The sequence below is a fragment of the Olivibacter sp. EAT-5 genome (genome assembly GCF_044784325.1).
GTDB classification, from domain to species: Bacteria; Bacteroidota; Bacteroidia; order Sphingobacteriales; family Sphingobacteriaceae; genus Olivibacter; species Olivibacter oleidegradans.
This window is the reverse complement of sequence record NZ_CP173028.1, coordinates 2,166,459-2,184,831: the sequence shown is the minus strand read 5'-3', so window position 1 is coordinate 2,184,831 and position 18,373 is coordinate 2,166,459. Positions and strand designations below refer to the sequence as shown.

Below are 18,373 nucleotides of genomic sequence, written 5' to 3'. Positions count from 1 at the left end.
TCGATGATTAAATGCTACAAAGCAATTACTCGGCATCCTTTGCTTCTTCAGCGGAAGCTTCCGGTTCAGCTTTTGCCTTTGCTTTTTTCTGTTTAGGAGCCTCTTCAGCAGTTTCCTCTGCGGCAGGAGCTTCCTCAACAGGTGCAGTAGCTTCTTCAGCAGTAGCTACTACTTCTTGCTCATCAGCCTTTGCCGATGCCTTTTTCTTTGCACCACGACGACGAGTCGATTTCTTCTCAACCTTCGCACCACCGGTAGCGTATACTTCGTTGTAGTCGACCAATTCGATCAATGCTACTTCTGCATTGTCGCCGGGACGGTTTGCCAACTTGATAATACGTGTATAACCACCCGGACGATTAGCCACTTTCTCGGAAATCTCGCGGAACAGGATGGTTACTGCTTCTTTGTCTTTTACGTAGCTGAATACAGTACGACGAGAATGTGTAGTATCGCTCTTTGATTTAGTGATCAAAGGCTCTACATATGTACGAAGCGCCTTTGCTTTTGCTAAGGTAGTTACGATGCGCTTATGTTTGATAAGCGATACGGCCATGTTAGACAATAGGGCCTTACGATGGCTAGCTGTGCGGCCTAAGTGATTAATTTTTTTTCCGTGTCTCATTGTTCTTTGTTTTGTGCATACCGTTCTTAATTCAAAAGTCAAAAGCCAAAATTAAAAAACCATTACAGCTCATCTTTCATGCGGCACAAAGCGTACCTTTTTAATTTTTACCGTCCCTACGGGAGGCAAGCTTTTACTTTTTACTTCACAAGAGGAATTATGCAACAGGTCGCTTAATTATTCCTATTTATTCTTCATCCAGTTTGTATTTCGACAAATTCATACCGAAGGACAAACCTTTAGATTTTACAAGTTCTTGAATCTCTGTAAGAGATTTTTTACCGAAGTTTCTAAACTTAAGCATATCCGCTACATCATAAGAAACCAACTCGGCTAAGCTACGGATGTCAGCAGCTTTTAAACAATTTAATGCACGTACAGAAAGATCTAAGTCAACCAATTCAGTTTTCAAGATCTTACGCATATGCAAGATTTCCTCATCCACCTCTTTTGTCTCCTCCTTCGTTTGAGATTCCAATAGAATGTTCTCATCCGAGAATAACATAAAGTGATGAATTAAGATTTTAGCAGCTTCTTTCAATGCATCTTCCGGATGGATTGAACCATCAGTAGAAATATCCAATAAAAGCTTCTCGTAATCTGTTTTCTGCTCTACACGGAAGTTCTCGATCGTATATTTCACATTCTTGATCGGTGTATAGATAGAGTCAATTGCGATAACCCCTACTGCTGCATCGGCAACTTTATTCTCTTCAGCATTGACATAACCACGGCCTTTGTTTACGGTTAACTCTACTTCCAAAGTTACAGAGCTCTCCATATTACAAATAACCAAGTCAGGATTGAGTACAGTAAAGTTGTTAGAATGACTGGTAATATCTCCAGCTTTAAATTGATCTTGACCGTTGATTACAACAAAAATCTTTTCTGAATCTCCTGATTCTCCTGTTTTCTTAAAACGTACCTGTTTAAGATTCAGGATAATCTCAGTCACATCCTCTACTACCCCAGTGATGGTAGAAAATTCATGTGAGACACCGGAGAAACGAACAGAAGTAATTGCATAACCTTCTAATGAAGATAACAAAATACGGCGTAGAGCATTACCTATGGTTACACCGAAACCCGGCTCTAACGGTCGAAATTCAAACGTTCCGTCAAAATCCGTGGATTTTTGCATAATAACTTTATCCGGTTTCTGAAATGCTAAGATTGCCATTTATTTCTAATTAATTGTTTGATTGAAATGATTGCAAGCAAACAAGTACCCGAAATGAACCGGATACTGGTTTGCTGTATAAACTATTTAGAATACAACTCAACGATTAGCTGTTCCTTGATATTTTCAGGAATCTCATCGCGGTTAGGATAATTCAAGAACTTACCTGTAAGTCCGTTAGCATCCCATTCTAACCAGCTATATTTATTTTGTTTTCTACCGGCAACGGAATTCGCAACAGCTTCCAACGTTTTAGAACGCTCTCTAACAGCGATAACATCGCCGGGGCGTACACTGTACGAAGGAATGTTGACTACCTGACCGTTTACGGTGATATGTTTGTGTCCTACTAATTGACGGGCTCCGGCGCGTGTAGGTGCAATACCTAAACGAAAGACCGTATTATCTAAACGAGCCTCTAAGAATTTGAGCAAGTTCTCCCCTGTAATGCCTTCTTTTGAAGCAGCTTTATCGAAAAGGTTAGCGAACTGACGCTCTAATACACCATAGGTATATTTTGCTTTTTGTTTTTCTTGCAGCTGAATAGCGTATTCAGACTGTTTACCACGGCGTTTTGAAACTCCGTGCATACCCGGAGGGTAATTTTTACGCTCTAATGCTTTATCAGGACCAAAAATCGGTTCTCTGAATTTACGGGCTATTTTGGACTTAGGTCCGGTATATCTTGCCATTTTTTTTCTCTTTTAAAGTATCATCTAACCCAAGGCTAGAGAATCTTAGCTTTAAAAATCCGTTAATTAAACTCTTCTCCTTTTTGGTGGACGACAACCATTGTGCGGAAGTGGGGTAATATCTTTTATTGAAGTCACCTCAATACCCTGAGTTTGTAAAGTACGAATGGCAGACTCACGTCCGGCACCTGGTCCTTTTACAAAAACTTCAACTTTACGCAAGCCTAAATCATGCGCAACTTTACCACAATCGCTAGCAGCCTGTGAGGCAGCATAAGGGGTGTTCTTTTTCGAACCTTTGAAGCCCATTTTACCGGCAGACGACCAAGAAATTGTTTGACCTTGGTTGTTGGTAAGTGTTACAATGATATTGTTAAAGGTTGCATTGATATGAGCCTGACCAACAGGTTCAATCACCACAATACGCTTCTTGGTTACTTTTTTACTTTTAGCCATTGTATTGTATCAATTATTATTTAGTAGCTTTTTTCTTGTTAGCAACAGTCTTACGCTTTCCTTTACGGGTACGTGAGTTGTTCTTTGTACGTTGCCCACGAAGTGGTAAACCCTTACGATGACGTAAACCACGGTAACAGCCGATATCCATTAAACGCTTAATGTTTAGCTGTACCTCCGAACGCAAAGCACCTTCTACTTTTACACGATCGTTGATGATTGTACGAATTGCTGTTAACTGATCATCAGTCCATTCCTGTACCTTTGTATCCTCATCAATACCCGCTTCAGCTAAAATGCTCTTTGCGGTTGAAAGACCGATACCATAGATATAAGTAAGTCCGATTACTCCTCTTTTGTTTCTTGGTAAATCTATACCTGCTATCCTTGCCATATTTATTATTACGGTTAAAAGGCTTAAGGTTTAAGGTCTAAGCAATAAAGAAAACCTTTTGCCTTTTTCCTCACACCTATTTACCTCTAAATGTTATCCCTGACGTTGTTTAAACTTAGGATTCTTTTTGTTAATTACAAATACTTTTCCTTTACGGCGGATGATTTTACAATCAGCGCTACGTTTTTTGATAGATGCTCTAACTTTCATCTCTTATAATTATTCGTTATTATTCGTTTTGTTGACGGAATCTTTCTTTCGATGCCGTATTTATTATGTTCACCGAGAACAAGTGTTTAAAACCTATAGATCACAAGCGAACAAATGGCGCATCAATTGCCTGTTCTGTTCTCCTTATTTATACCGATATGTTATTCTACCTTTTGTTAAATCGTAAGGAGACATCTCTAACTTTACCCTATCCCCTGGCAATATCTTAATGTAATGCATCCGCATCTTGCCGGATATATGTGCGATAATCTCGTGTCCATTTTCCAACTCTACACGAAACATAGCATTCGATAATGCTTCTTTAATGACGCCGTCTTGTTCAATAGAGGCTTGTTTAGCCATATGTTATTGATTATTATGTATTTATAAACCCTGCACAAACAGGGATGCAAAGTTAAAAATAAAAATGCTGATTATCAACCTTTTTTGTTTAAAACTTCTTCAATATATGAAAAGGTGGTTAAAACATCAGCTTTGCCTTTACTTACTGCTACGGTATGCTCAAAATGAGCCGATGGTTTTTCATCAATTGTACTGACGGTCCAACCATCCTCCCAAAAACGAACGCCGGCTTTCCCTAAATTGATCATAGGCTCGATCGCGATGACCATTCCCCGCTCCAACTTCGTTCCCTTGCCGCGCTGTCCATAATTTGGCACTTCCGGTTTCTCATGAAGGTGGATCCCCACCCCATGGCCAACCAACTCCTTTACGATTCCATAGCCGTAAGTACGCACATGCTCCTGTACAGCAAAGGAAATATCGCCTACTCGCTTTCCCACAACTGCCTGTTCTACGCCTTTATCCAAACTCTCCTTCGTTACACGCAAGAGTTGCTCTACCTCTGCAGATACGGCTCCCACGGAAAACGTATAAGCTGAATCACTGATGTAACCATTCAAAACCACACCGCCATCGACACTGATGATATCTCCCTCTTTCAATTCATAACTCCCGGGGAAACCATGAACAATCTGGTCGTTTACTGAAATGCAAAGCGAATATGGGAATCCGTTATAGTTGAGAAAAGCGGGAGTTCCGCCATGGTCCTGAATAAATGTAAATGCTAATTTATCCAAGTCAATGGTTTTTACTCCCGGTTCTATTTCTTTTGCTATTTCCGCCAGTGTTCTGGAAAGTACATCGGCACTTTTGCGGATCTGTTCGATATCTTCGTCTGACTTATAAATCAATTTCGACATGCTCGCCTCTATATTGTTGGATCTGCTACACCACTTGCTACAGCAGTACGACCCTTAACGCGACCGGTTTTCATCAAACCGTCATAGTGGCGCATGAGCAAATGACTTTCTATCTGTTGAAGTGTATCAAGCACTACTCCTACTAAAATCAGTAAAGAGGTACCTCCGTAAAAATGTGCAAATTGACTGTTAACGCCTAATAAACTAGCAATCGCGGGCAATATTGCAATGATTGCTAAGAAAATCGATCCCGGCAATGTGATTTTGGATATGACACTATCAATATAACCACTGGTAGCCAAACCGGGTTTTACCCCTGGAATGAAACCTCCATTTTTCTTCATGTCATCCGACATCTGCTGAGGGTTCACCATAATAGCTGTATAGAAAAACGTAAAGGCAATAATTAAAATCGCAAACGTTACATTATACGCTACGGAAGTAAAGTTACTCAACGAAGTCAAAAACGATGATTGAAGATTCGGAAAAAATTGGGCCAACGTAGTGGGTATAAACATAATTGCTTGCGCAAAGATGATGGGCATTACACCGGCTGAGTTCACTTTTAATGGTATGTACTGCCGTACCCCCCCGTATTGCTTGTTACCAACAATTTTCTTGGCGTACTGTACCGGGATCTTACGGACACCTTGTACAATAAGGATCGTAAACACAACCACAAAGAACAAAGCTGCTATCTCAACAATGAAGGGAATTAAGCCACCATGACCATCCATGCGTGAAGCCCATTCACTCAACATACCACTCGGCAATTGTGCAATGATACCCACCATGATAATCAAAGAAATACCGTTCCCGATACCTTTATCAGTAATCTTCTCCCCTAACCACATCACAAACATGGTTCCTGCGGTTAAAATGAAGGTACCAACAAGCGTAAAGAACGGTTCATCCATCGTTTTGGCTTCCGGGCTAATCTGCGACCTTAAATAAGCTACGGCTTGAACAAGGGTAATAGCAAGGGTCAAGTAACGGGTTATCTGTGTCATCTTCTTCCGCCCACTTTCGCCTTCTTTTTGTAGTTTCTGAAAATACGGAACGGCAATACCTAAGAGCTGCACCACGATGGATGCAGAGATGTAAGGCATTACCCCTAACGCAAATATTGCCGAACGGGAGAAAGACCCACCGGCAAACATATTAAGTAAACCCAATATACCATCCTTCGCTTCCTGACTAAGCGACTGCGGATTAACACCGGGTAATACGATATGAGAACCTACACGGTAAATCAAAAGAAATAGAAGCGTATTTAAAATACGCGTTCTTAAGTCTTCGATCTTCCATATATTGGTTAAGGTTGTGATTAGCTTCTTCATTTAATTAAAGTTTTACGATCGAACCGCCTGCAGCTTCAATTTGCTTTTGCGCAGTAGCAGAGAATGCATGTGCTTTAACTTCTAATTTTGCTTTAAGTTCCCCGCGGCCGAGTATTTTAACAAGGTCTTTTTTCGATACCAAGCCGTGTTCTCTCAGCGACTCAAAATCAATACTTGTTAAATTATACTTCTCTGCCAAACCTTGCAATACATCCAGGTTGATACCTATATATTCTACACGGTTAGGATTCTTAAAACCAACTTTAGGAAGCCTACGTTGAAGCGGCATCTGCCCACCTTCAAACCCGATTTTTGTACTGGTTCCGGAACGTGACCCGGCACCTTTATGTCCACGTGTTGATGTTCCACCACGGCCTGAACCCGTACCACGACCAATACGTTTTCTACTCTTAACTGAACCTGCAGCAGGTTTTAAATTTGATAAGTTCATGATTAATACAAACTTCTATGTTTCCCTTCGCTTTCACTAATCAGGGAGAACGGTTAAAACGATAAAATTACCTAAAAATTGTCATCCTTTCCACCAAAAGGGAAAAGGACGACAATCTATAAAAATAATTTTAAATTATAAACTCTCAACGGCAACTAAATGGTTAACTTTTCTAACCATCCCAATAATCGCTGGGGTAGCCTCAACCTCTACAGACTTATTGATCTTGGTTAAACCAAGAGCCTGCATGGTTCTTTTCTGGCGCTCGCTTCTGTCGATTACGCTTTTAATCTGTGTGATTTTTATCTTCGCCATTTGCTTATCCATTAAATACTTTATTTAGATCAACACCGCGGTTTTGAGCTACTGTATAAGCATCACGCATTTTTGTCAACGCATCGATTGTCGCTTTCACCACGTTATGAGGGTTTGAAGAACCGGTTGATTTTGCCAATACGTCGGTGATACCGGCACTTTCCAAAACGGCACGCATCGCACCGCCTGCTAGTACTCCTGTACCGTGAACCGCCGGCTTAATCAAAACGGAACCACCGGAATATTTACCCAATTGCGCATGAGGAACTGTTCCTTTGATTACAGGAACTTTGACCAAGTTCTTTTTAGCGTCATCAACACCTTTGGCGATGGCTTCGGTAACCTCTTTCGCTTTACCTAAACCATAACCTACTACACCGTTCTCATCCCCTACTACCACAATAGCCGAGAAACTAAACGTACGACCACCTTTAGTCACTTTAGCAACACGTTGAATACTAACCAAACGGTCTTTAAGTTCGATTTCGCTTGATTTTACTCGTTTAATATTATTTACTGACATCTCTCTGTTTTAATTAAAAGTCTAAACCGCCTTCACGAGCACCTTCGGCCAACGACTTAACGCGGCCGTGGTATAAATACCCGTTACGGTCAAAAACTACTTGGTTAATTCCTGCTGCTTTAGCTTTCTCGGCAATTAATTTACCGACAGCTTTAGACTGCTCAGATTTCGTGCCACTTGCACTGAAATCTTTTGATGAAGAGGATGCGGAAACTAAGGTTTTACCAGTAACATCATCGATAACCTGTGCATAGATTCCTTTATTGCTTCTATATACAGAAAGACGAGGACGCTCTGCAGAACCGGATAAGTGTTTTCTGATCCCTTTTTTAATTCGCTCTCTGCGAGATGATTTACTTCCTGCCATGATGATTATTTTTTAGCTGATTTACCTGCTTTTCTTCTTAATACTTCACCAGCAAACTTGATACCCTTACCTTTGTATGGCTCAGGTGCACGTAACGAACGGATTTTCGCTGCTACTTGACCAATCAATTGCTTATCGATAGATTCTAACGTGATTGTCGGGTTTTTTCCCTTTTCTGCCGTAGTAGTTACCTTTACTTCTTTAGGTAATACCATAACGATATGGTGAGAATAACCTAAAATTAGGTCTAAGGTACTTCCTTGATGACTTGCGCGGTAACCTACACCCACTAGCTCCTGGGTAGTTTTGTATCCTTCGGTAACACCAATCACCATGTTATTGATCAAGGCTCTGTATAAACCGTGCAATGACTTGTGATTTTTGCTATCTGTAGGACGTTTGATTACAATATTACCGTTCTCTTGTGATACAGTGATCGCTGAATCAACTTGCTGTGTTAATTCACCTTTTGGCCCTTTGACAGTTACCAGGTTCTTTTCAGAAACAGTAACGGTAACACCGGCAGGGATCGCAATAGGTGCTTTTCCAATTCTTGACATCGTGTGTTTTCCTCCTGATTAATAAACGTAACATAAAACTTCACCACCAATGTTTAGGTTCTTTGCTTCCTTATCAGTCATGACTCCTTTTGAAGTCGATAAGATGGCAATCCCTAATCCATTTAATACACGTGGCATAGTTTCCACACCTGCATACTTTCTTAAACCTGGTTTACTCACACGTGTCAAAGTGCGAATAGCAGGAACTTTGGTTATCGGATGATATTTCAAGGCAATCTTAATCGACCCTTGAACGTTTTTCTCCTCAAACTTGTAGTTCGCGATGTAACCTTTGTCAAAAAGAACTTTAGTGATTTCCTTTTTTAGGTTTGATGCAGGAATTTCAACAACCCTGTGGTTGGCCTTAATGGCATTCCTTACTCGTGTAAGGTAATCTGCTATTGAATCTGTATTCATTTGTTAAAAATTTGATAGTGGTTTCCATTGCCCCCATGGCCCCAGACCTGCTATCGGTTAATAGTATTATAAGTAATAAGTTATAAGTTGTACGTAGTAAGTTTTAAGGCCTTGCTAACGTATAACTTATAACTTAAAAAAACTACCAAGAAGCTTTTTTCACTCCCGGGATCTTACCAGCTAGGGCCATTTCACGGAAAGTAACCCGTGAAATACCAAACTGACGCATATACCCCTTAGGACGTCCTGTCAATTTGCAACGGTTGTGCAAGCGGACAGGAGAAGCATTTTTTGGTAATTTATCTAATGCTGCATAATCACCTTCTGCTTTTAAAGCAGCACGCTTCTCAGCGTATTTGGCAACCAATCTGGCACGTTTAACTTCACGTGCTTTAATTCCTTCTTTAGCCATTAGTAGTATTTTGATTTTTGAATGGTAAACCGAACTGTTTAAGTAATTCCAGCGCTTCAACGTCTGTGTTTGCCGTTGTTACAAAAGTAATATCCATACCCATAATTTTATTGATCTTGTCAATATTGATTTCAGGGAAGATAATTTGCTCTGTTACACCCAGGGTATAGTTACCACGGCCGTCAAACCCTTTATCGTTAATACCTTTAAAGTCGCGGATACGTGGTAAAGCGACAGCGATTAGACGATCCAGGAATTCATACATTTTGCTATCGCGTAAAGTTACGTGCACACCAACCGGCATACCCTTACGCAATTTAAAGTTTGAAATATCCTTTTTCGATTTTGCTGCTACAGCCTGTTGTCCTGTGATGGTGGTCATTTCGTTGACAGCCGTTTCAATTAACTTCTTGTCGGTGGTAGCGCCACCTACTCCTTGGTTAACTGAAATCTTCACCAACTTAGGAACCTGCATAACGCTTTTATACTGAAACTTCTCTTTCAGTGCGCTGCGAATCTCTTCTTTATATTTTGCTTTTAATCTTGGTACGTAAGTCATTACTTAATCTCCTCCCCTGATTTTTTAGCCACACGAACTAACTTTCCTTCGCTATTTTTCTGACGGCCTACACGGGTAACTTTACCCGACTTAGGGTCGATCAATGCCAAGTTAGAAATGTGAATTGGTGCTTCCTTTTTAATAATACCACCGTTAGGGTTGGCTGCATTAGGTTTTGTATGTTTAGATACTAAATTAGCACCTTCAACAATTGCACGATTCTTATCGATAATTACTTCCAAAACCTTACCCTGTGTTCCTTTAGAATCACCGGCAATAACCTGTACCAAATCGCCTTTACGGATTTTTAATTTAATCTTTCCCATTTTATAAAACCTCCGGTGCTAATGATACAATTTTCATGAACTGTTTTTCACGAAGTTCTCTGGCAACAGGGCCGAAGATACGTGTACCACGTGGTTCATCCTGATTATTTAACAATACAGCCGCATTGTCATCAAAACGGATGTAGGAACCGTCTTTACGACGAACTTCCTTCTTCGTTCTAACAACCACTGCTTTAGAGACTGTTCCTTTCTTTACGTTTCCGGAAGGGATAGCACTTTTAACGGTTACAACGATCTTGTCGCCTAATGATGCATAACGCTTACCGGTACCGCCCAATACACGGATCACTAAAACTTCTTTAGCTCCGCTGTTGTCGGCCACTGTTAGTCTTGATTCCTGTTGTACCATGTTACTTAGCCCTTTCTAAAATTTCAACTAATCTCCAATTTTTAGTTTTACTCAGCGGACGAGTTTCCATAATCAACACCGTATCGCCGATACCGCAGGTGTTTTGTTCGTCATGAGCCTTGAATTTGGTAGTTTTCTTTACGAACTTACCATAGATAGGGTGTTTTACTTTACGTTCAACAGCCACTACAATGGATTTATCCATTTTGTTGCTTACTACCAAGCCGATCCTTGTTTTTCTTAAATTTCTTTCCATTTTCGACTTAAATTATTGCGCTTCAGCGGCTGTTTCCTGTGCTTGTTTAGCTTCTGCATTTTTAATCGCAGAAAGTGCTGTATTTAAACGAGCAATTAACTTTCTAGCTGTTTTAATCCGAAGCGGATTCTCTATAGCAGAAACAGCATGAGCAAATTTCAACTTATTGAGGGCAGCCTTTTCTTCTGCGATACGGGCTACTAGTTCCTCTTTTGACAATTCTAAAATTTCTGAATTTTTCATTTGAATAATTCGTTTTAAAGTAATGGATCCACCTTTTAACAGGAATTATCCACCTTCTTATTTGTTGTTGTGTCTATTTAACCAATTTGTTTATGGCTTTTTCAAGCCAGTTAGTACGGGCCTGGTAACGGCAGGCCCGCCAACAAACGGCGGGCTAGACGATTTATGCTTCTACGTAATCTCTACGTATAACGAACTTGGTTTGTACCGGAAGCTTCTGAGCAGCTAAGCGCAAAGCTTCTTTCGCCACTTCCAAAGGAACCCCTTCTGCCTCAAATAACATGCGGCCCGGGCGAACAACTGCTACCCAATACTCGGGTGCACCCTTACCCTTACCCATACGAACCTCAGCAGGTTTCTTTGTAACGGGTTTATCGGGGAAGATACGGATCCAAACTTGACCTTCACGTTTCATATAACGGGTTACCGCAATACGAGCCGCTTCAATCTGACGGCTGGTAATCCATGCCGGTTCTAATGATTTTATACCGAAAGATCCGAAAGCCAGCTCAGCACCACGTCCGGCATTACCCTTCATGCGGCCTTTCTGCATCTTTCTGAACTTCGTTCTTTTTGGCTGTAACATTGTCTTTAATATGATTAAACAAGCTGTCTAATGACAGCATTCATGATACCTAAATTAGTTTTTTCCCTTAGGAGCTCCACCACGGTTGCCACCACGTCCGCCACGGCGATCGTTTCTTCCACCACTTCTGCGGTCGTTGCCACCTCTGTTACGATCTCCACCGCTAAAGTTGCTGGCACCTTCACCTCTACCTTTAACATTTCCTTGACCTACATTCGGAGATAAATCACGCTTACCGTATACTTCTCCTTTACAGATCCATACTTTAACACCTATTTTTCCATAAGTAGTATGGGCTTCTGCCAATGCATAATCAATGTCTGCACGGAAGGTGTGCAAAGGAATTCTTCCTTCTTTGTATTGCTCGGTACGAGCCATTTCCGCACCACCTAAACGACCAGAGCACATGATTTTGATACCTTCTGCGCCCATACGCATGGTAGAAGCGATTGTGGTTTTCATGGCGCGACGGAAAGAAATACGAGCCTCTAACTGCTTCGCTACTCCATCAGCTACCAATTGAGCATCTAATTCCGGACGTTTAATCTCAAAGATGTTGATCTGAACATCTTTCTTTGTAAGCTTCTTAAGCTCTTCTTTTATCTTATCAACTTCCTGACCGCCTTTACCGATAACGATGCCCGGACGAGCGGTATGGATAGTCACGGTAAGACGTTTCAATGTACGCTCGATAACAACTTTTGCTACGCCACCTTTAGCGATACGAACAGAAAGATATTTTCTGATCTTCTCATCTTCAACTAATTTATCGGAGTAGTTGTTGCCACCGAACCAGTTAGAATCCCAACCTTTGATGATTCCTAATCTGTTACCTATTGGATGTGCTTTTTGTCCCATTTCTCCTAATTAGTTTTGTGGTTCAGTAGTTTTGCTGTCAACAACAATGGTTACGTGGTTAGAACGCTTGCGGATTCTATAGCCACGACCTTGCGGTGCAGGTCTTAATCTTTTTAATTGACGGCCGCCTCCAACAGATACTTCTTTTACATAAAGTTCACTATCTTCAACGCGCTTATCTTCGTTGTTCGCTTCCCAATTCTTGATCGCTGATAACAACAGCTTCTCAACCCTTAGGGCAGCTTCTTTATTTGTATATTTCAGAATATACAATGCTTTCTCAACTTTTTCACCTCTGATAAGATCCACTACCAAACGCATCTTACGTGGAGACGTGGGGCAGTTTAATAATTTGGCAGTAGAAGCACCACCCTTCTGTGCCTGCTCTTTTCTTTCTCTTATCAGTACAGATTTTTTCTTCTTTACGTTATTTGTTGCTTCCATTGCCTATTATTTTTTCTTTTCAGCGTGACCTCTAAATGTTCTAGTTGGAGCAAACTCCCCCAATTTATGGCCAACCATGTTCTCGGTTACATACACCGGAATAAATTTATTTCCGTTGTGAACTGCGAAGGTATGACCAACAAAATCAGGTGAAATCATAGATCTACGTGACCAAGTTTTAACAACTGATTTTTTATTGGTTTCATTCATAGAAAGAACTTTTCTTTCTAAGTTATGATCGATATAAGGACCTTTTTTAATTGAACGAGCCATTATTTTTTCCTTCTCTCAATGATGTAACGATTCGATGTTTTTTTCTTTGACCGAGTCTTGAAGCCTTTTGCTAACAAGCCCTTACGTGAGCGTGGATGACCTCCGGATGCTCTACCTTCACCACCACCCATAGGGTGATCTACCGGGTTCATAGCTACACCACGAACACGCGGACGGCGGCCCAACCAGCGTTTTCTACCTGCCTTACCTAACACTTGGTTAGCTTTTTCGGCATTCGAAACCGCCCCGATTGTAGCAACACAGGTTGATAAAATCATCCTGGTTTCGCCTGAAGGCAATTTAATGATCGCATATTTACCATCACGAGCAGAAAGCTGAGCATAAGTTCCGGCACTGCGCGCAATAGATCCACCCTGTCCCGGATTCAACTCGATATTGTGGATGATCGAACCTAGCGGAATATTTTTTAATGGTAATGTATTTCCTACTTCAGGGGCAACTTGTTCGCCGGCAACAATTGTCTGACCAACTTGTAAGCCCTCCGGAGCAATAATGTAACGTTTTTCGCCATCTACATAATGCAACAAAGCAATACGTGCTGTACGGTTTGGATCGTATTCTATAGTGGCTACTTTTGCGGGGATATCTTTTTTATCGCGTTTAAAATCTATCAATCGGTATGATTTCTTATGTCCCCCACCGAGATAACGCATAGTCATTTTACCGGTATTATTTCTACCTCCTGACTTTTTGATTTTAACGACTAATGATTTTTCAGGTACATTAGTTGTTACATCGCTATAGTCAGCTCCTACCCGAAAACGAGTACCTGGAGTAACCGGTTTGAATCTTTTAACTGCCATTTCTAATTATATAGTACTGTAAAAGTCAATAGTTTCACCATCTTTCAATGTGATGATGGCTTTCTTATATTTAGGAGCACGGCCCGAGATATTCCCTGCTTTTGTGTAACGGCTCTTGGTCTTTCCGCAAACAACCATGGTGTTTACAGACTCCACATTAACGCCGAACATTTGTTCAACTGCAGCTTTGATCTGTATCTTATTGGCTCTATGGTCCACCTTAAATGTATAGCGATTCAACTTTTCTGTTAAAAGTGCCGCTTTTTCTGTTAATACGGGTTTCTTAATAATCTCCATGTTACTTGGCAAATGCCTCCTCCAATGTTTTAACAGTCTCGGTAGTCAACAAAAGTTTACCTGCATTTAATACGTCGTAGGTATTAATATCGGCTGCAGTAATGACTTTTGTTTTTTTCAAGTTTCTGCTAGATAAATAAACATTCTTGTTCAAAGCCGGTAAAACCAATAGGGTTTTCTCGTTCGCTACGTTTAAGTCGTTCACAAGCTTCACATAGTTTTTAGTTTTGATAGAATCGAAATTCACTTCATCCAAAACTACAATGTTGTTCTCTTGTGCTTTGTAACTTAAAGCAGATTTACGAGCTAAAGCTTTTAACTTTTTGTTCAATTTGAAGCTGTAATCACGGGGTTGAGGACCAAAGATACGGCCACCACCGTTGAACAAGGGTGACTTAATACTACCGGCACGGGCTCCACCAGTACCTTTTTGTTTGTGTAATTTGCGGGTAGAACCGGCAATCTCGTTACGTTGCTTAGATTTGTGTGTACCTTGACGTTGGTTAGCCAAGTACTGCTTAACATCTAAATAGATAGCGTGATCGTTGGGGGTTACACCGAATACCGCTTCAGGAAGTTGCACCTTGGCACCTGTTTCTTTACCTGAAATGTTTAAAACTTGTACTTCCATCTTCTTATTTATCTACGATTACGTAAGAACCCTTTGCACCCGGAACCGAACCGCTAACAACTAGCAAGTTTTTCTCTGGGTACACTTTCAACACTTGTAAGTTTTGAACCTTAACGCGGTCGCCACCTGTGCGGCCGGCCATACGCATACCCTTGAATACGCGAGAAGGCCAAGATGAAGCACCTAATGAACCCGGTGCACGCATACGGTTGTGCTGACCATGGGTTTGGCCACCTACACCACCGAAGCCGTGACGTTTCACAACGCCCTGGAAACCTTTACCTTTAGAAGTACCTACTACATCGATATAATCGCCTTCAGCGAATATATCAACTGTAACAACATCTCCAAGATTTTTCTCCTCAGGGAAAACCTCAAATTCTACCAACTTACGCTTAGGCGTTGTATTTGCTTTCGCAAAGTGCCCTTTCAATGATGCGGTCGTGTTCTTCTCTTTCTTTTCGTCGAAAGCCAGCTGGATTGCTGTATAACCGTCATTTTCTACCGTGCGTATCTGCGTTACCACGCACGGGCCAGCTTCGATTACCGTACAAGGAATATTTTTTCCTTCGGCATCGAAAATGCTGGTCATTCCTACTTTTTTACCAATGATTCCTGACATTTTATTTAATTTCTATTTTTGTCCATCGAAGCAGTAGGGCTTCGTTCAAGACATACTAATCCCACAAAGGGACGGCAAAGATAGAAAACTTCCTTTAACTATCAAATACTTAGCGAATTATTTTTTTAATTTTCTTGATGCGGGGAGCACCTTATTCGCTCTAGAAATTTTTTTTATTGAAATGATCTTAGCCATCAAAGGCCTTCACTTGCCTCTTTTTGCTTGCTTTTACCCCTTAACATCTCAATGAGAGGCGGTAATAGCGACAGCAGAATAATCGCAAATATCACATAGGTGAAGTTATTCTTTATAACGGGCAATCCACCAAAATAGTATCCTAAAAACAGAAAAGACGCTACCCAAAGGCAACCGCCCACTACGTTGTACGAAGCAAACTTGCCATAACTCATCGTGCCGATGCCTGCAACAAAGGGTGCAAAGGTTCTTACAATAGGAATAAAACGAGCATAAATAATGGTTTTACCGCCATGCTTAATATAGAAGCGTTGCGTTTTCTCCAAATACTCCTTTTTTAAAAGTTTATACTTTCCACTGAAGGCAACCGGACCTACATATTTACCTATATGGTAATTAACCAAGTCGCCCAATACAGCGGCAATGATCAGCAGTACGCACATTAGGAAAATATTCAAGTCCGTATCCGGCTTAGCAACAATCGCCCCCGCTGCAAAAAGCAAGGAATCACCGGGCAGAAAGGGTGTTACCACCAAACCGGTTTCTGCAAAAATAATTAAGAAGAGTATTAGGTACGTCCACGTCTGGTACTCATTGACAATCTCTACGAGGTGCTTGTCGATATGCAGGATGAAATCAATGATTGAGCTAATTACTTCCACGTATTCTTCTTTTTTCCGAAATGACTAAATTATCCTTGACTGTTCAGCATAACCGGCATCACCAGCATGAGTATGTTTTCATTTTCTTCCTCTACCGCAGGCAATAACAGACCGGCACGGTTTGGTGTACTCATCTCAAGGACAACTTCTTCACACTCCAGATTGCTAAGCATTTCGATTAAAAACTTGGCGTTGAAGCCGATCTCCGTATCCTCTCCCTCATATTGACAGCTTAAGCGTTCATGTGCTTCGTTGGCAAAATCCAGGTCCTCTGAAGAAATATTGAGCTCGCTACCGGTTATTCTTAAACGTACCTGATGCGTCGTTTTATTAGCAAAAATGACAACCCGTCGAAGTGAGTTCAGCAACAACAAGCGATCAATCGTTAATTTATTGGGGTTTACCTGCGGAATGACTGCTTCGTAATCCGGATAACGTTCATCGATCAGGCGACAAATTAAATGGATATTACCGAATTTAAAGAAAGCACTGGTATTGTTATATTCAACAGCAACATCAACATCTTCTGAAGGTAAAGAGCTTTTTAGTAAAGTCAGCGCTTTCTTTGGAAGAATCATGGATGTTACCTGCTCTGATTTAACGTCTGCCCGACGGTAACGTACGAGCTTGTGGGCGTCAGTAGAAACAAAGGTTGTATTTTGGGGTGTTAGCTGGCAAAGCACACCGGTCATCGCCGGCCGCAGCTCATCGTTGCTTACAGCAAAAATCGTTTTACTGATTGCCTCCGATAAAACAGACGCCGGAATACGGACGGTAGACGGGTTTTCGACAACGGGGATTTTCGGAAAATCATCGGCATTTTCGCCACTCAATTTATACTTTCCATCACCGGCGCTGATTTCTATCGCAAAAGTCTGTGTATCGACTGAAAATGCAATCGGTTGGTCCGGCAGTGTTTTCAAGGTTTCGATTAAGATCTTAGCGGGAACGGCAACCTTACCTTCTTCTTTCGACTCTACCTGTAAAGAGGTTATCATGCTTGTTTGCAGGTCGGTAGCCGAAATTGTAAGTGAATTATCTTTTATCTCAAACAGAAAATTCTCTAATATTGGCAACACGGTGCTGCTGCTTGATGCACCATTTACGGCTTGTAATTGTTTAAGTAAAGTTGAAGTTGAAACGATGAATCTCATATCTGTCAAATATAACGGCAATGATAATAAAAAGAATGGAGAAAGTTAAAAAAAGTTATGAGTTGTCCCGTCCGCTCATCATATTCATCTTGATGTACTCACTTGGGCGAACACCAATTATTTTTTGAAATGTATTGCTGAAGGTGGGTAAGCTACTATAGCCTACTTTAGATGCAACCTCATTAATGGATAAAGACTTTTCCAACAGGAGTTGGAGGGCTTTCAACATGCGTAAAGCGGTTAAATACTGAATAAAGGACATACCTAAGTCCTTTTGAAAGAGCCGCGAGAGCGAACGCGGGCTGAAACCAAACCCGGTGGCCAGATCGTTGAATAAAAAATCCTTACCCAAGTTCTCCTCTAAATACATCGTAACTTCTTTCAGGCGCTTATTTTTGGCTAAAGGCAACGATAAGGGCAGCGAAAAGTTACTGATCTGTGGCAGTAGTACCTTAAAAGCATCCACAATTGTATAGGCTGTTCTATCTTGCGGGTCGATATGTCCCGTCCATCGATGCGTGAACAGCATAAGTTCCAATAGCAAATCGTTTACCGGATGGATACTGGTATTAAAATAGAAAGCATCGTCAGTGGCGTAAATCGGAAAATAGAGATTTCGCATAATCACTTCAGGCGAGCTTGGATGAATGCTGTGTTCCACGCCGGGGGCAATCCACATATAGTGTCTGGCAGGAAGGAAATACGATTTTTCTTGGGTTTTCACAAACACAACGCCTCCTTCGGTATACAAAAATTGTCCCTTTTTGTGATGATGGCTGGGTATAAATTTCTCACCCATCTGGTTATGATAACAATATATACTGTCTTCTTTTTTATCTACGTCTGTGATGTAATATTTTTCGCCTGTCATACTGATTGATCACGAAGGTACAGAACAAATATAACAA

32 protein-coding genes are annotated in these 18,373 nt (G+C 41.1%); all 32 read right to left on the bottom strand.

Translation table 11 applies throughout. From position 1 onward, the window contains the following. Positions 1–25: 25 nt before the first annotated feature. Positions 26–625 (bottom strand): 50S ribosomal protein L17, encoded by a 600-nt coding sequence (gene rplQ / locus ACH11B_RS09010; RefSeq protein ID WP_130854400.1) that lies wholly within the window; start codon positions 623–625, stop codon positions 26–28. Between the two features lie 187 nt (positions 626–812). Then, a complete protein-coding gene (locus ACH11B_RS09005; protein WP_013665028.1) occupies positions 813–1,805 on the bottom strand; it encodes a DNA-directed RNA polymerase subunit alpha in 993 nt (330 codons plus the stop codon). Positions 1,806–1,888: 83 nt separating this feature from the next. Then, entirely contained in the window at positions 1,889–2,497 is a 609-nt protein-coding gene (rpsD, locus tag ACH11B_RS09000) for a 30S ribosomal protein S4 (RefSeq protein WP_130854401.1), read from the bottom strand. 66 nt (positions 2,498–2,563) lie between these two features. Next, positions 2,564–2,953, bottom strand: a complete 390-nt coding sequence (gene rpsK, locus ACH11B_RS08995) for a 30S ribosomal protein S11 (protein WP_013665026.1) — start codon at positions 2,951–2,953, stop codon at positions 2,564–2,566. Positions 2,954–2,969: 16 nt separating this feature from the next. Next, positions 2,970–3,347, bottom strand: a complete 378-nt coding sequence (gene rpsM / locus ACH11B_RS08990) for a 30S ribosomal protein S13 (protein WP_130854402.1) — start codon at positions 3,345–3,347, stop codon at positions 2,970–2,972. Positions 3,348–3,440: 93 nt separating this feature from the next. Then, positions 3,441–3,557 (bottom strand): type B 50S ribosomal protein L36, encoded by a 117-nt coding sequence (gene ykgO, locus ACH11B_RS08985; protein WP_013665024.1) that lies wholly within the window; start codon positions 3,555–3,557, stop codon positions 3,441–3,443. Between the two features lie 144 nt (positions 3,558–3,701). Next, positions 3,702–3,920, bottom strand: a complete 219-nt coding sequence (infA, locus tag ACH11B_RS08980) for a translation initiation factor IF-1 (RefSeq protein WP_013665023.1) — start codon at positions 3,918–3,920, stop codon at positions 3,702–3,704. Between the two features lie 74 nt (positions 3,921–3,994). Further along, positions 3,995–4,780: a type I methionyl aminopeptidase gene (gene map / locus ACH11B_RS08975; RefSeq protein ID WP_013665022.1), complete on the bottom strand. Its 786-nt coding sequence runs from the start codon at positions 4,778–4,780 to the stop codon at positions 3,995–3,997. Positions 4,781–4,788: 8 nt separating this feature from the next. Beyond that, complete coding sequence (secY, locus tag ACH11B_RS08970; RefSeq protein ID WP_013665021.1) at positions 4,789–6,120, bottom strand: preprotein translocase subunit SecY; 1,332 nt, start codon at positions 6,118–6,120, stop codon at positions 4,789–4,791. A gap of 4 nt (positions 6,121–6,124) precedes the next feature. After that, positions 6,125–6,571: a 50S ribosomal protein L15 gene (rplO, locus tag ACH11B_RS08965; RefSeq protein ID WP_013665020.1), complete on the bottom strand. Its 447-nt coding sequence runs from the start codon at positions 6,569–6,571 to the stop codon at positions 6,125–6,127. 135 nt (positions 6,572–6,706) lie between these two features. Continuing rightward, on the bottom strand, positions 6,707–6,886 hold the full coding sequence (gene rpmD / locus ACH11B_RS08960) for a 50S ribosomal protein L30 (protein WP_041388049.1): 180 nt from the start codon (positions 6,884–6,886) through the stop codon (positions 6,707–6,709). A 4-nt stretch (positions 6,887–6,890) separates the two neighbouring features. After that, positions 6,891–7,409 (bottom strand): 30S ribosomal protein S5, encoded by a 519-nt coding sequence (gene rpsE, locus ACH11B_RS08955; protein ID WP_013665018.1) that lies wholly within the window; start codon positions 7,407–7,409, stop codon positions 6,891–6,893. 13 nt (positions 7,410–7,422) lie between these two features. Continuing rightward, positions 7,423–7,776: a 50S ribosomal protein L18 gene (rplR, locus tag ACH11B_RS08950; RefSeq protein WP_130854403.1), complete on the bottom strand. Its 354-nt coding sequence runs from the start codon at positions 7,774–7,776 to the stop codon at positions 7,423–7,425. 5 nt (positions 7,777–7,781) lie between these two features. Further along, entirely contained in the window at positions 7,782–8,336 is a 555-nt protein-coding gene (rplF, locus tag ACH11B_RS08945) for a 50S ribosomal protein L6 (RefSeq protein WP_013665016.1), read from the bottom strand. A gap of 18 nt (positions 8,337–8,354) precedes the next feature. Further along, a complete protein-coding gene (gene rpsH, locus ACH11B_RS08940) occupies positions 8,355–8,753 on the bottom strand; it encodes a 30S ribosomal protein S8 (protein WP_013665015.1) in 399 nt (132 codons plus the stop codon). Between the two features lie 142 nt (positions 8,754–8,895). Beyond that, positions 8,896–9,165 (bottom strand): 30S ribosomal protein S14, encoded by a 270-nt coding sequence (gene rpsN, locus ACH11B_RS08935; protein ID WP_013665014.1) that lies wholly within the window; start codon positions 9,163–9,165, stop codon positions 8,896–8,898. After that, positions 9,158–9,724 (bottom strand): 50S ribosomal protein L5, encoded by a 567-nt coding sequence (gene rplE, locus ACH11B_RS08930; protein WP_013665013.1) that lies wholly within the window; start codon positions 9,722–9,724, stop codon positions 9,158–9,160. Before rplE ends, rpsN begins: the two co-directional genes overlap by 8 nt. Then, positions 9,724–10,050, bottom strand: a complete 327-nt coding sequence (gene rplX / locus ACH11B_RS08925; RefSeq protein WP_377613273.1) for a 50S ribosomal protein L24 — start codon at positions 10,048–10,050, stop codon at positions 9,724–9,726. Before rplX ends, rplE begins: the two co-directional genes overlap by 1 nt. 1 nt (position 10,051) lies before the next feature. Further along, positions 10,052–10,420 carry a 50S ribosomal protein L14 gene (rplN, locus tag ACH11B_RS08920; RefSeq protein ID WP_013665011.1) on the bottom strand — a complete coding sequence of 123 codons (369 nt, stop codon included), beginning with the start codon at positions 10,418–10,420 and terminating at the stop codon, positions 10,052–10,054. 1 nt (position 10,421) lies between these two features. Further along, positions 10,422–10,676 (bottom strand): 30S ribosomal protein S17, encoded by a 255-nt coding sequence (gene rpsQ, locus ACH11B_RS08915; RefSeq protein ID WP_013665010.1) that lies wholly within the window; start codon positions 10,674–10,676, stop codon positions 10,422–10,424. Positions 10,677–10,688: 12 nt separating this feature from the next. Next, positions 10,689–10,919 carry a 50S ribosomal protein L29 gene (gene rpmC, locus ACH11B_RS08910; protein WP_013665009.1) on the bottom strand — a complete coding sequence of 77 codons (231 nt, stop codon included), beginning with the start codon at positions 10,917–10,919 and terminating at the stop codon, positions 10,689–10,691. Positions 10,920–11,082: 163 nt separating this feature from the next. Then, positions 11,083–11,505, bottom strand: coding sequence for a 50S ribosomal protein L16 (gene rplP / locus ACH11B_RS08905; protein ID WP_013665007.1), 423 nt, complete (start codon positions 11,503–11,505; stop codon positions 11,083–11,085). A 54-nt stretch (positions 11,506–11,559) separates the two neighbouring features. Next, complete coding sequence (rpsC, locus tag ACH11B_RS08900; protein WP_013665006.1) at positions 11,560–12,363, bottom strand: 30S ribosomal protein S3; 804 nt, start codon at positions 12,361–12,363, stop codon at positions 11,560–11,562. A 9-nt stretch (positions 12,364–12,372) separates the two neighbouring features. After that, positions 12,373–12,807 carry a 50S ribosomal protein L22 gene (gene rplV, locus ACH11B_RS08895; protein WP_013665005.1) on the bottom strand — a complete coding sequence of 145 codons (435 nt, stop codon included), beginning with the start codon at positions 12,805–12,807 and terminating at the stop codon, positions 12,373–12,375. A gap of 6 nt (positions 12,808–12,813) precedes the next feature. Further along, on the bottom strand, positions 12,814–13,080 hold the full coding sequence (gene rpsS, locus ACH11B_RS08890) for a 30S ribosomal protein S19 (RefSeq protein ID WP_013665004.1): 267 nt from the start codon (positions 13,078–13,080) through the stop codon (positions 12,814–12,816). Then, positions 13,080–13,904, bottom strand: a complete 825-nt coding sequence (gene rplB / locus ACH11B_RS08885) for a 50S ribosomal protein L2 (RefSeq protein ID WP_013665003.1) — start codon at positions 13,902–13,904, stop codon at positions 13,080–13,082. The genes rpsS and rplB overlap by 1 nt, the downstream gene beginning before the upstream one ends. 6 nt (positions 13,905–13,910) lie before the next feature. Next, positions 13,911–14,201: a 50S ribosomal protein L23 gene (gene rplW / locus ACH11B_RS08880; RefSeq protein WP_013665002.1), complete on the bottom strand. Its 291-nt coding sequence runs from the start codon at positions 14,199–14,201 to the stop codon at positions 13,911–13,913. A 1-nt stretch (position 14,202) separates the two neighbouring features. Next, the gene (rplD, locus tag ACH11B_RS08875) at positions 14,203–14,832 is read right to left on the bottom strand and encodes a 50S ribosomal protein L4 (RefSeq protein WP_013665001.1); all 630 of its coding nucleotides are present in this window, start codon (positions 14,830–14,832) and stop codon (positions 14,203–14,205) included. 4 nt (positions 14,833–14,836) lie between these two features. Beyond that, the gene (gene rplC, locus ACH11B_RS08870; protein ID WP_013665000.1) at positions 14,837–15,454 is read right to left on the bottom strand and encodes a 50S ribosomal protein L3; all 618 of its coding nucleotides are present in this window, start codon (positions 15,452–15,454) and stop codon (positions 14,837–14,839) included. 194 nt (positions 15,455–15,648) lie between these two features. Then, on the bottom strand, positions 15,649–16,311 hold the full coding sequence (locus ACH11B_RS08865) for a DedA family protein (RefSeq protein ID WP_013664999.1): 663 nt from the start codon (positions 16,309–16,311) through the stop codon (positions 15,649–15,651). Positions 16,312–16,340: 29 nt separating this feature from the next. Next, positions 16,341–17,465 (bottom strand): DNA polymerase III subunit beta, encoded by a 1,125-nt coding sequence (dnaN, locus tag ACH11B_RS08860; protein WP_013664998.1) that lies wholly within the window; start codon positions 17,463–17,465, stop codon positions 16,341–16,343. Positions 17,466–17,520: 55 nt separating this feature from the next. Beyond that, a complete protein-coding gene (locus ACH11B_RS08855; protein ID WP_377613272.1) occupies positions 17,521–18,336 on the bottom strand; it encodes a helix-turn-helix domain-containing protein in 816 nt (271 codons plus the stop codon). Positions 18,337–18,373: the final 37 nt, after the last annotated feature.

Bases quoted from the DNA above. Each gene is read 5' to 3' on its own strand.
- rplW (WP_013665002.1), bottom strand. From the start codon at position 14,201: ATGGAGATTATTAAGAAACCCGTATTAACAGAAAAAGCGGCACTTTTA.
- rplR (WP_130854403.1), bottom strand. From the start codon at position 7,776: ATGGCAGGAAGTAAATCATCTCGCAGAGAGCGAATTAAAAAAGGGATC.
- rplE (WP_013665013.1), bottom strand. From the start codon at position 9,724: ATGACTTACGTACCAAGATTAAAAGCAAAATATAAAGAAGAGATTCGC.
- ykgO (WP_013665024.1), bottom strand. From the start codon at position 3,557: ATGAAAGTTAGAGCATCTATCAAAAAACGTAGCGCTGATTGTAAAATC.
- rpsN (WP_013665014.1), bottom strand. From the start codon at position 9,165: ATGGCTAAAGAAGGAATTAAAGCACGTGAAGTTAAACGTGCCAGATTG.
- infA (WP_013665023.1), bottom strand. From the start codon at position 3,920: ATGGCTAAACAAGCCTCTATTGAACAAGACGGCGTCATTAAAGAAGCA.
- rpsD (WP_130854401.1), bottom strand. From the start codon at position 2,497: ATGGCAAGATATACCGGACCTAAGTCCAAAATAGCCCGTAAATTCAGA.
- ACH11B_RS08855 (WP_377613272.1), bottom strand. From the start codon at position 18,336: ATGACAGGCGAAAAATATTACATCACAGACGTAGATAAAAAAGAAGAC.
- rplX (WP_377613273.1), bottom strand. From the start codon at position 10,050: ATGGGAAAGATTAAATTAAAAATCCGTAAAGGCGATTTGGTACAGGTT.
- rplC (WP_013665000.1), bottom strand. From the start codon at position 15,454: ATGTCAGGAATCATTGGTAAAAAAGTAGGAATGACCAGCATTTTCGAT.
- secY (WP_013665021.1), bottom strand. From the start codon at position 6,120: ATGAAGAAGCTAATCACAACCTTAACCAATATATGGAAGATCGAAGAC.
- rpsQ (WP_013665010.1), bottom strand. From the start codon at position 10,676: ATGGAAAGAAATTTAAGAAAAACAAGGATCGGCTTGGTAGTAAGCAAC.
- dnaN (WP_013664998.1), bottom strand. From the start codon at position 17,465: ATGAGATTCATCGTTTCAACTTCAACTTTACTTAAACAATTACAAGCC.
- rpmD (WP_041388049.1), bottom strand. From the start codon at position 6,886: ATGGCGAAGATAAAAATCACACAGATTAAAAGCGTAATCGACAGAAGC.
- rpsE (WP_013665018.1), bottom strand. From the start codon at position 7,409: ATGTCAGTAAATAATATTAAACGAGTAAAATCAAGCGAAATCGAACTT.
- rpsS (WP_013665004.1), bottom strand. From the start codon at position 13,080: ATGGCTCGTTCAATTAAAAAAGGTCCTTATATCGATCATAACTTAGAA.
- rpsH (WP_013665015.1), bottom strand. From the start codon at position 8,753: ATGAATACAGATTCAATAGCAGATTACCTTACACGAGTAAGGAATGCC.
- rplN (WP_013665011.1), bottom strand. From the start codon at position 10,420: ATGGTACAACAGGAATCAAGACTAACAGTGGCCGACAACAGCGGAGCT.
- ACH11B_RS09005 (WP_013665028.1), bottom strand. From the start codon at position 1,805: ATGGCAATCTTAGCATTTCAGAAACCGGATAAAGTTATTATGCAAAAA.
- rpsM (WP_130854402.1), bottom strand. From the start codon at position 3,347: ATGGCAAGGATAGCAGGTATAGATTTACCAAGAAACAAAAGAGGAGTA.
- rplV (WP_013665005.1), bottom strand. From the start codon at position 12,807: ATGGAAGCAACAAATAACGTAAAGAAGAAAAAATCTGTACTGATAAGA.
- rplO (WP_013665020.1), bottom strand. From the start codon at position 6,571: ATGAACTTATCAAATTTAAAACCTGCTGCAGGTTCAGTTAAGAGTAGA.
- rpmC (WP_013665009.1), bottom strand. From the start codon at position 10,919: ATGAAAAATTCAGAAATTTTAGAATTGTCAAAAGAGGAACTAGTAGCC.
- rplF (WP_013665016.1), bottom strand. From the start codon at position 8,336: ATGTCAAGAATTGGAAAAGCACCTATTGCGATCCCTGCCGGTGTTACC.
- rplQ (WP_130854400.1), bottom strand. From the start codon at position 625: ATGAGACACGGAAAAAAAATTAATCACTTAGGCCGCACAGCTAGCCAT.
- rplB (WP_013665003.1), bottom strand. From the start codon at position 13,904: ATGGCAGTTAAAAGATTCAAACCGGTTACTCCAGGTACTCGTTTTCGG.
- rpsC (WP_013665006.1), bottom strand. From the start codon at position 12,363: ATGGGACAAAAAGCACATCCAATAGGTAACAGATTAGGAATCATCAAA.
- map (WP_013665022.1), bottom strand. From the start codon at position 4,780: ATGTCGAAATTGATTTATAAGTCAGACGAAGATATCGAACAGATCCGC.
- rplD (WP_013665001.1), bottom strand. From the start codon at position 14,832: ATGGAAGTACAAGTTTTAAACATTTCAGGTAAAGAAACAGGTGCCAAG.
- rplP (WP_013665007.1), bottom strand. From the start codon at position 11,505: ATGTTACAGCCAAAAAGAACGAAGTTCAGAAAGATGCAGAAAGGCCGC.
- rpsK (WP_013665026.1), bottom strand. From the start codon at position 2,953: ATGGCTAAAAGTAAAAAAGTAACCAAGAAGCGTATTGTGGTGATTGAA.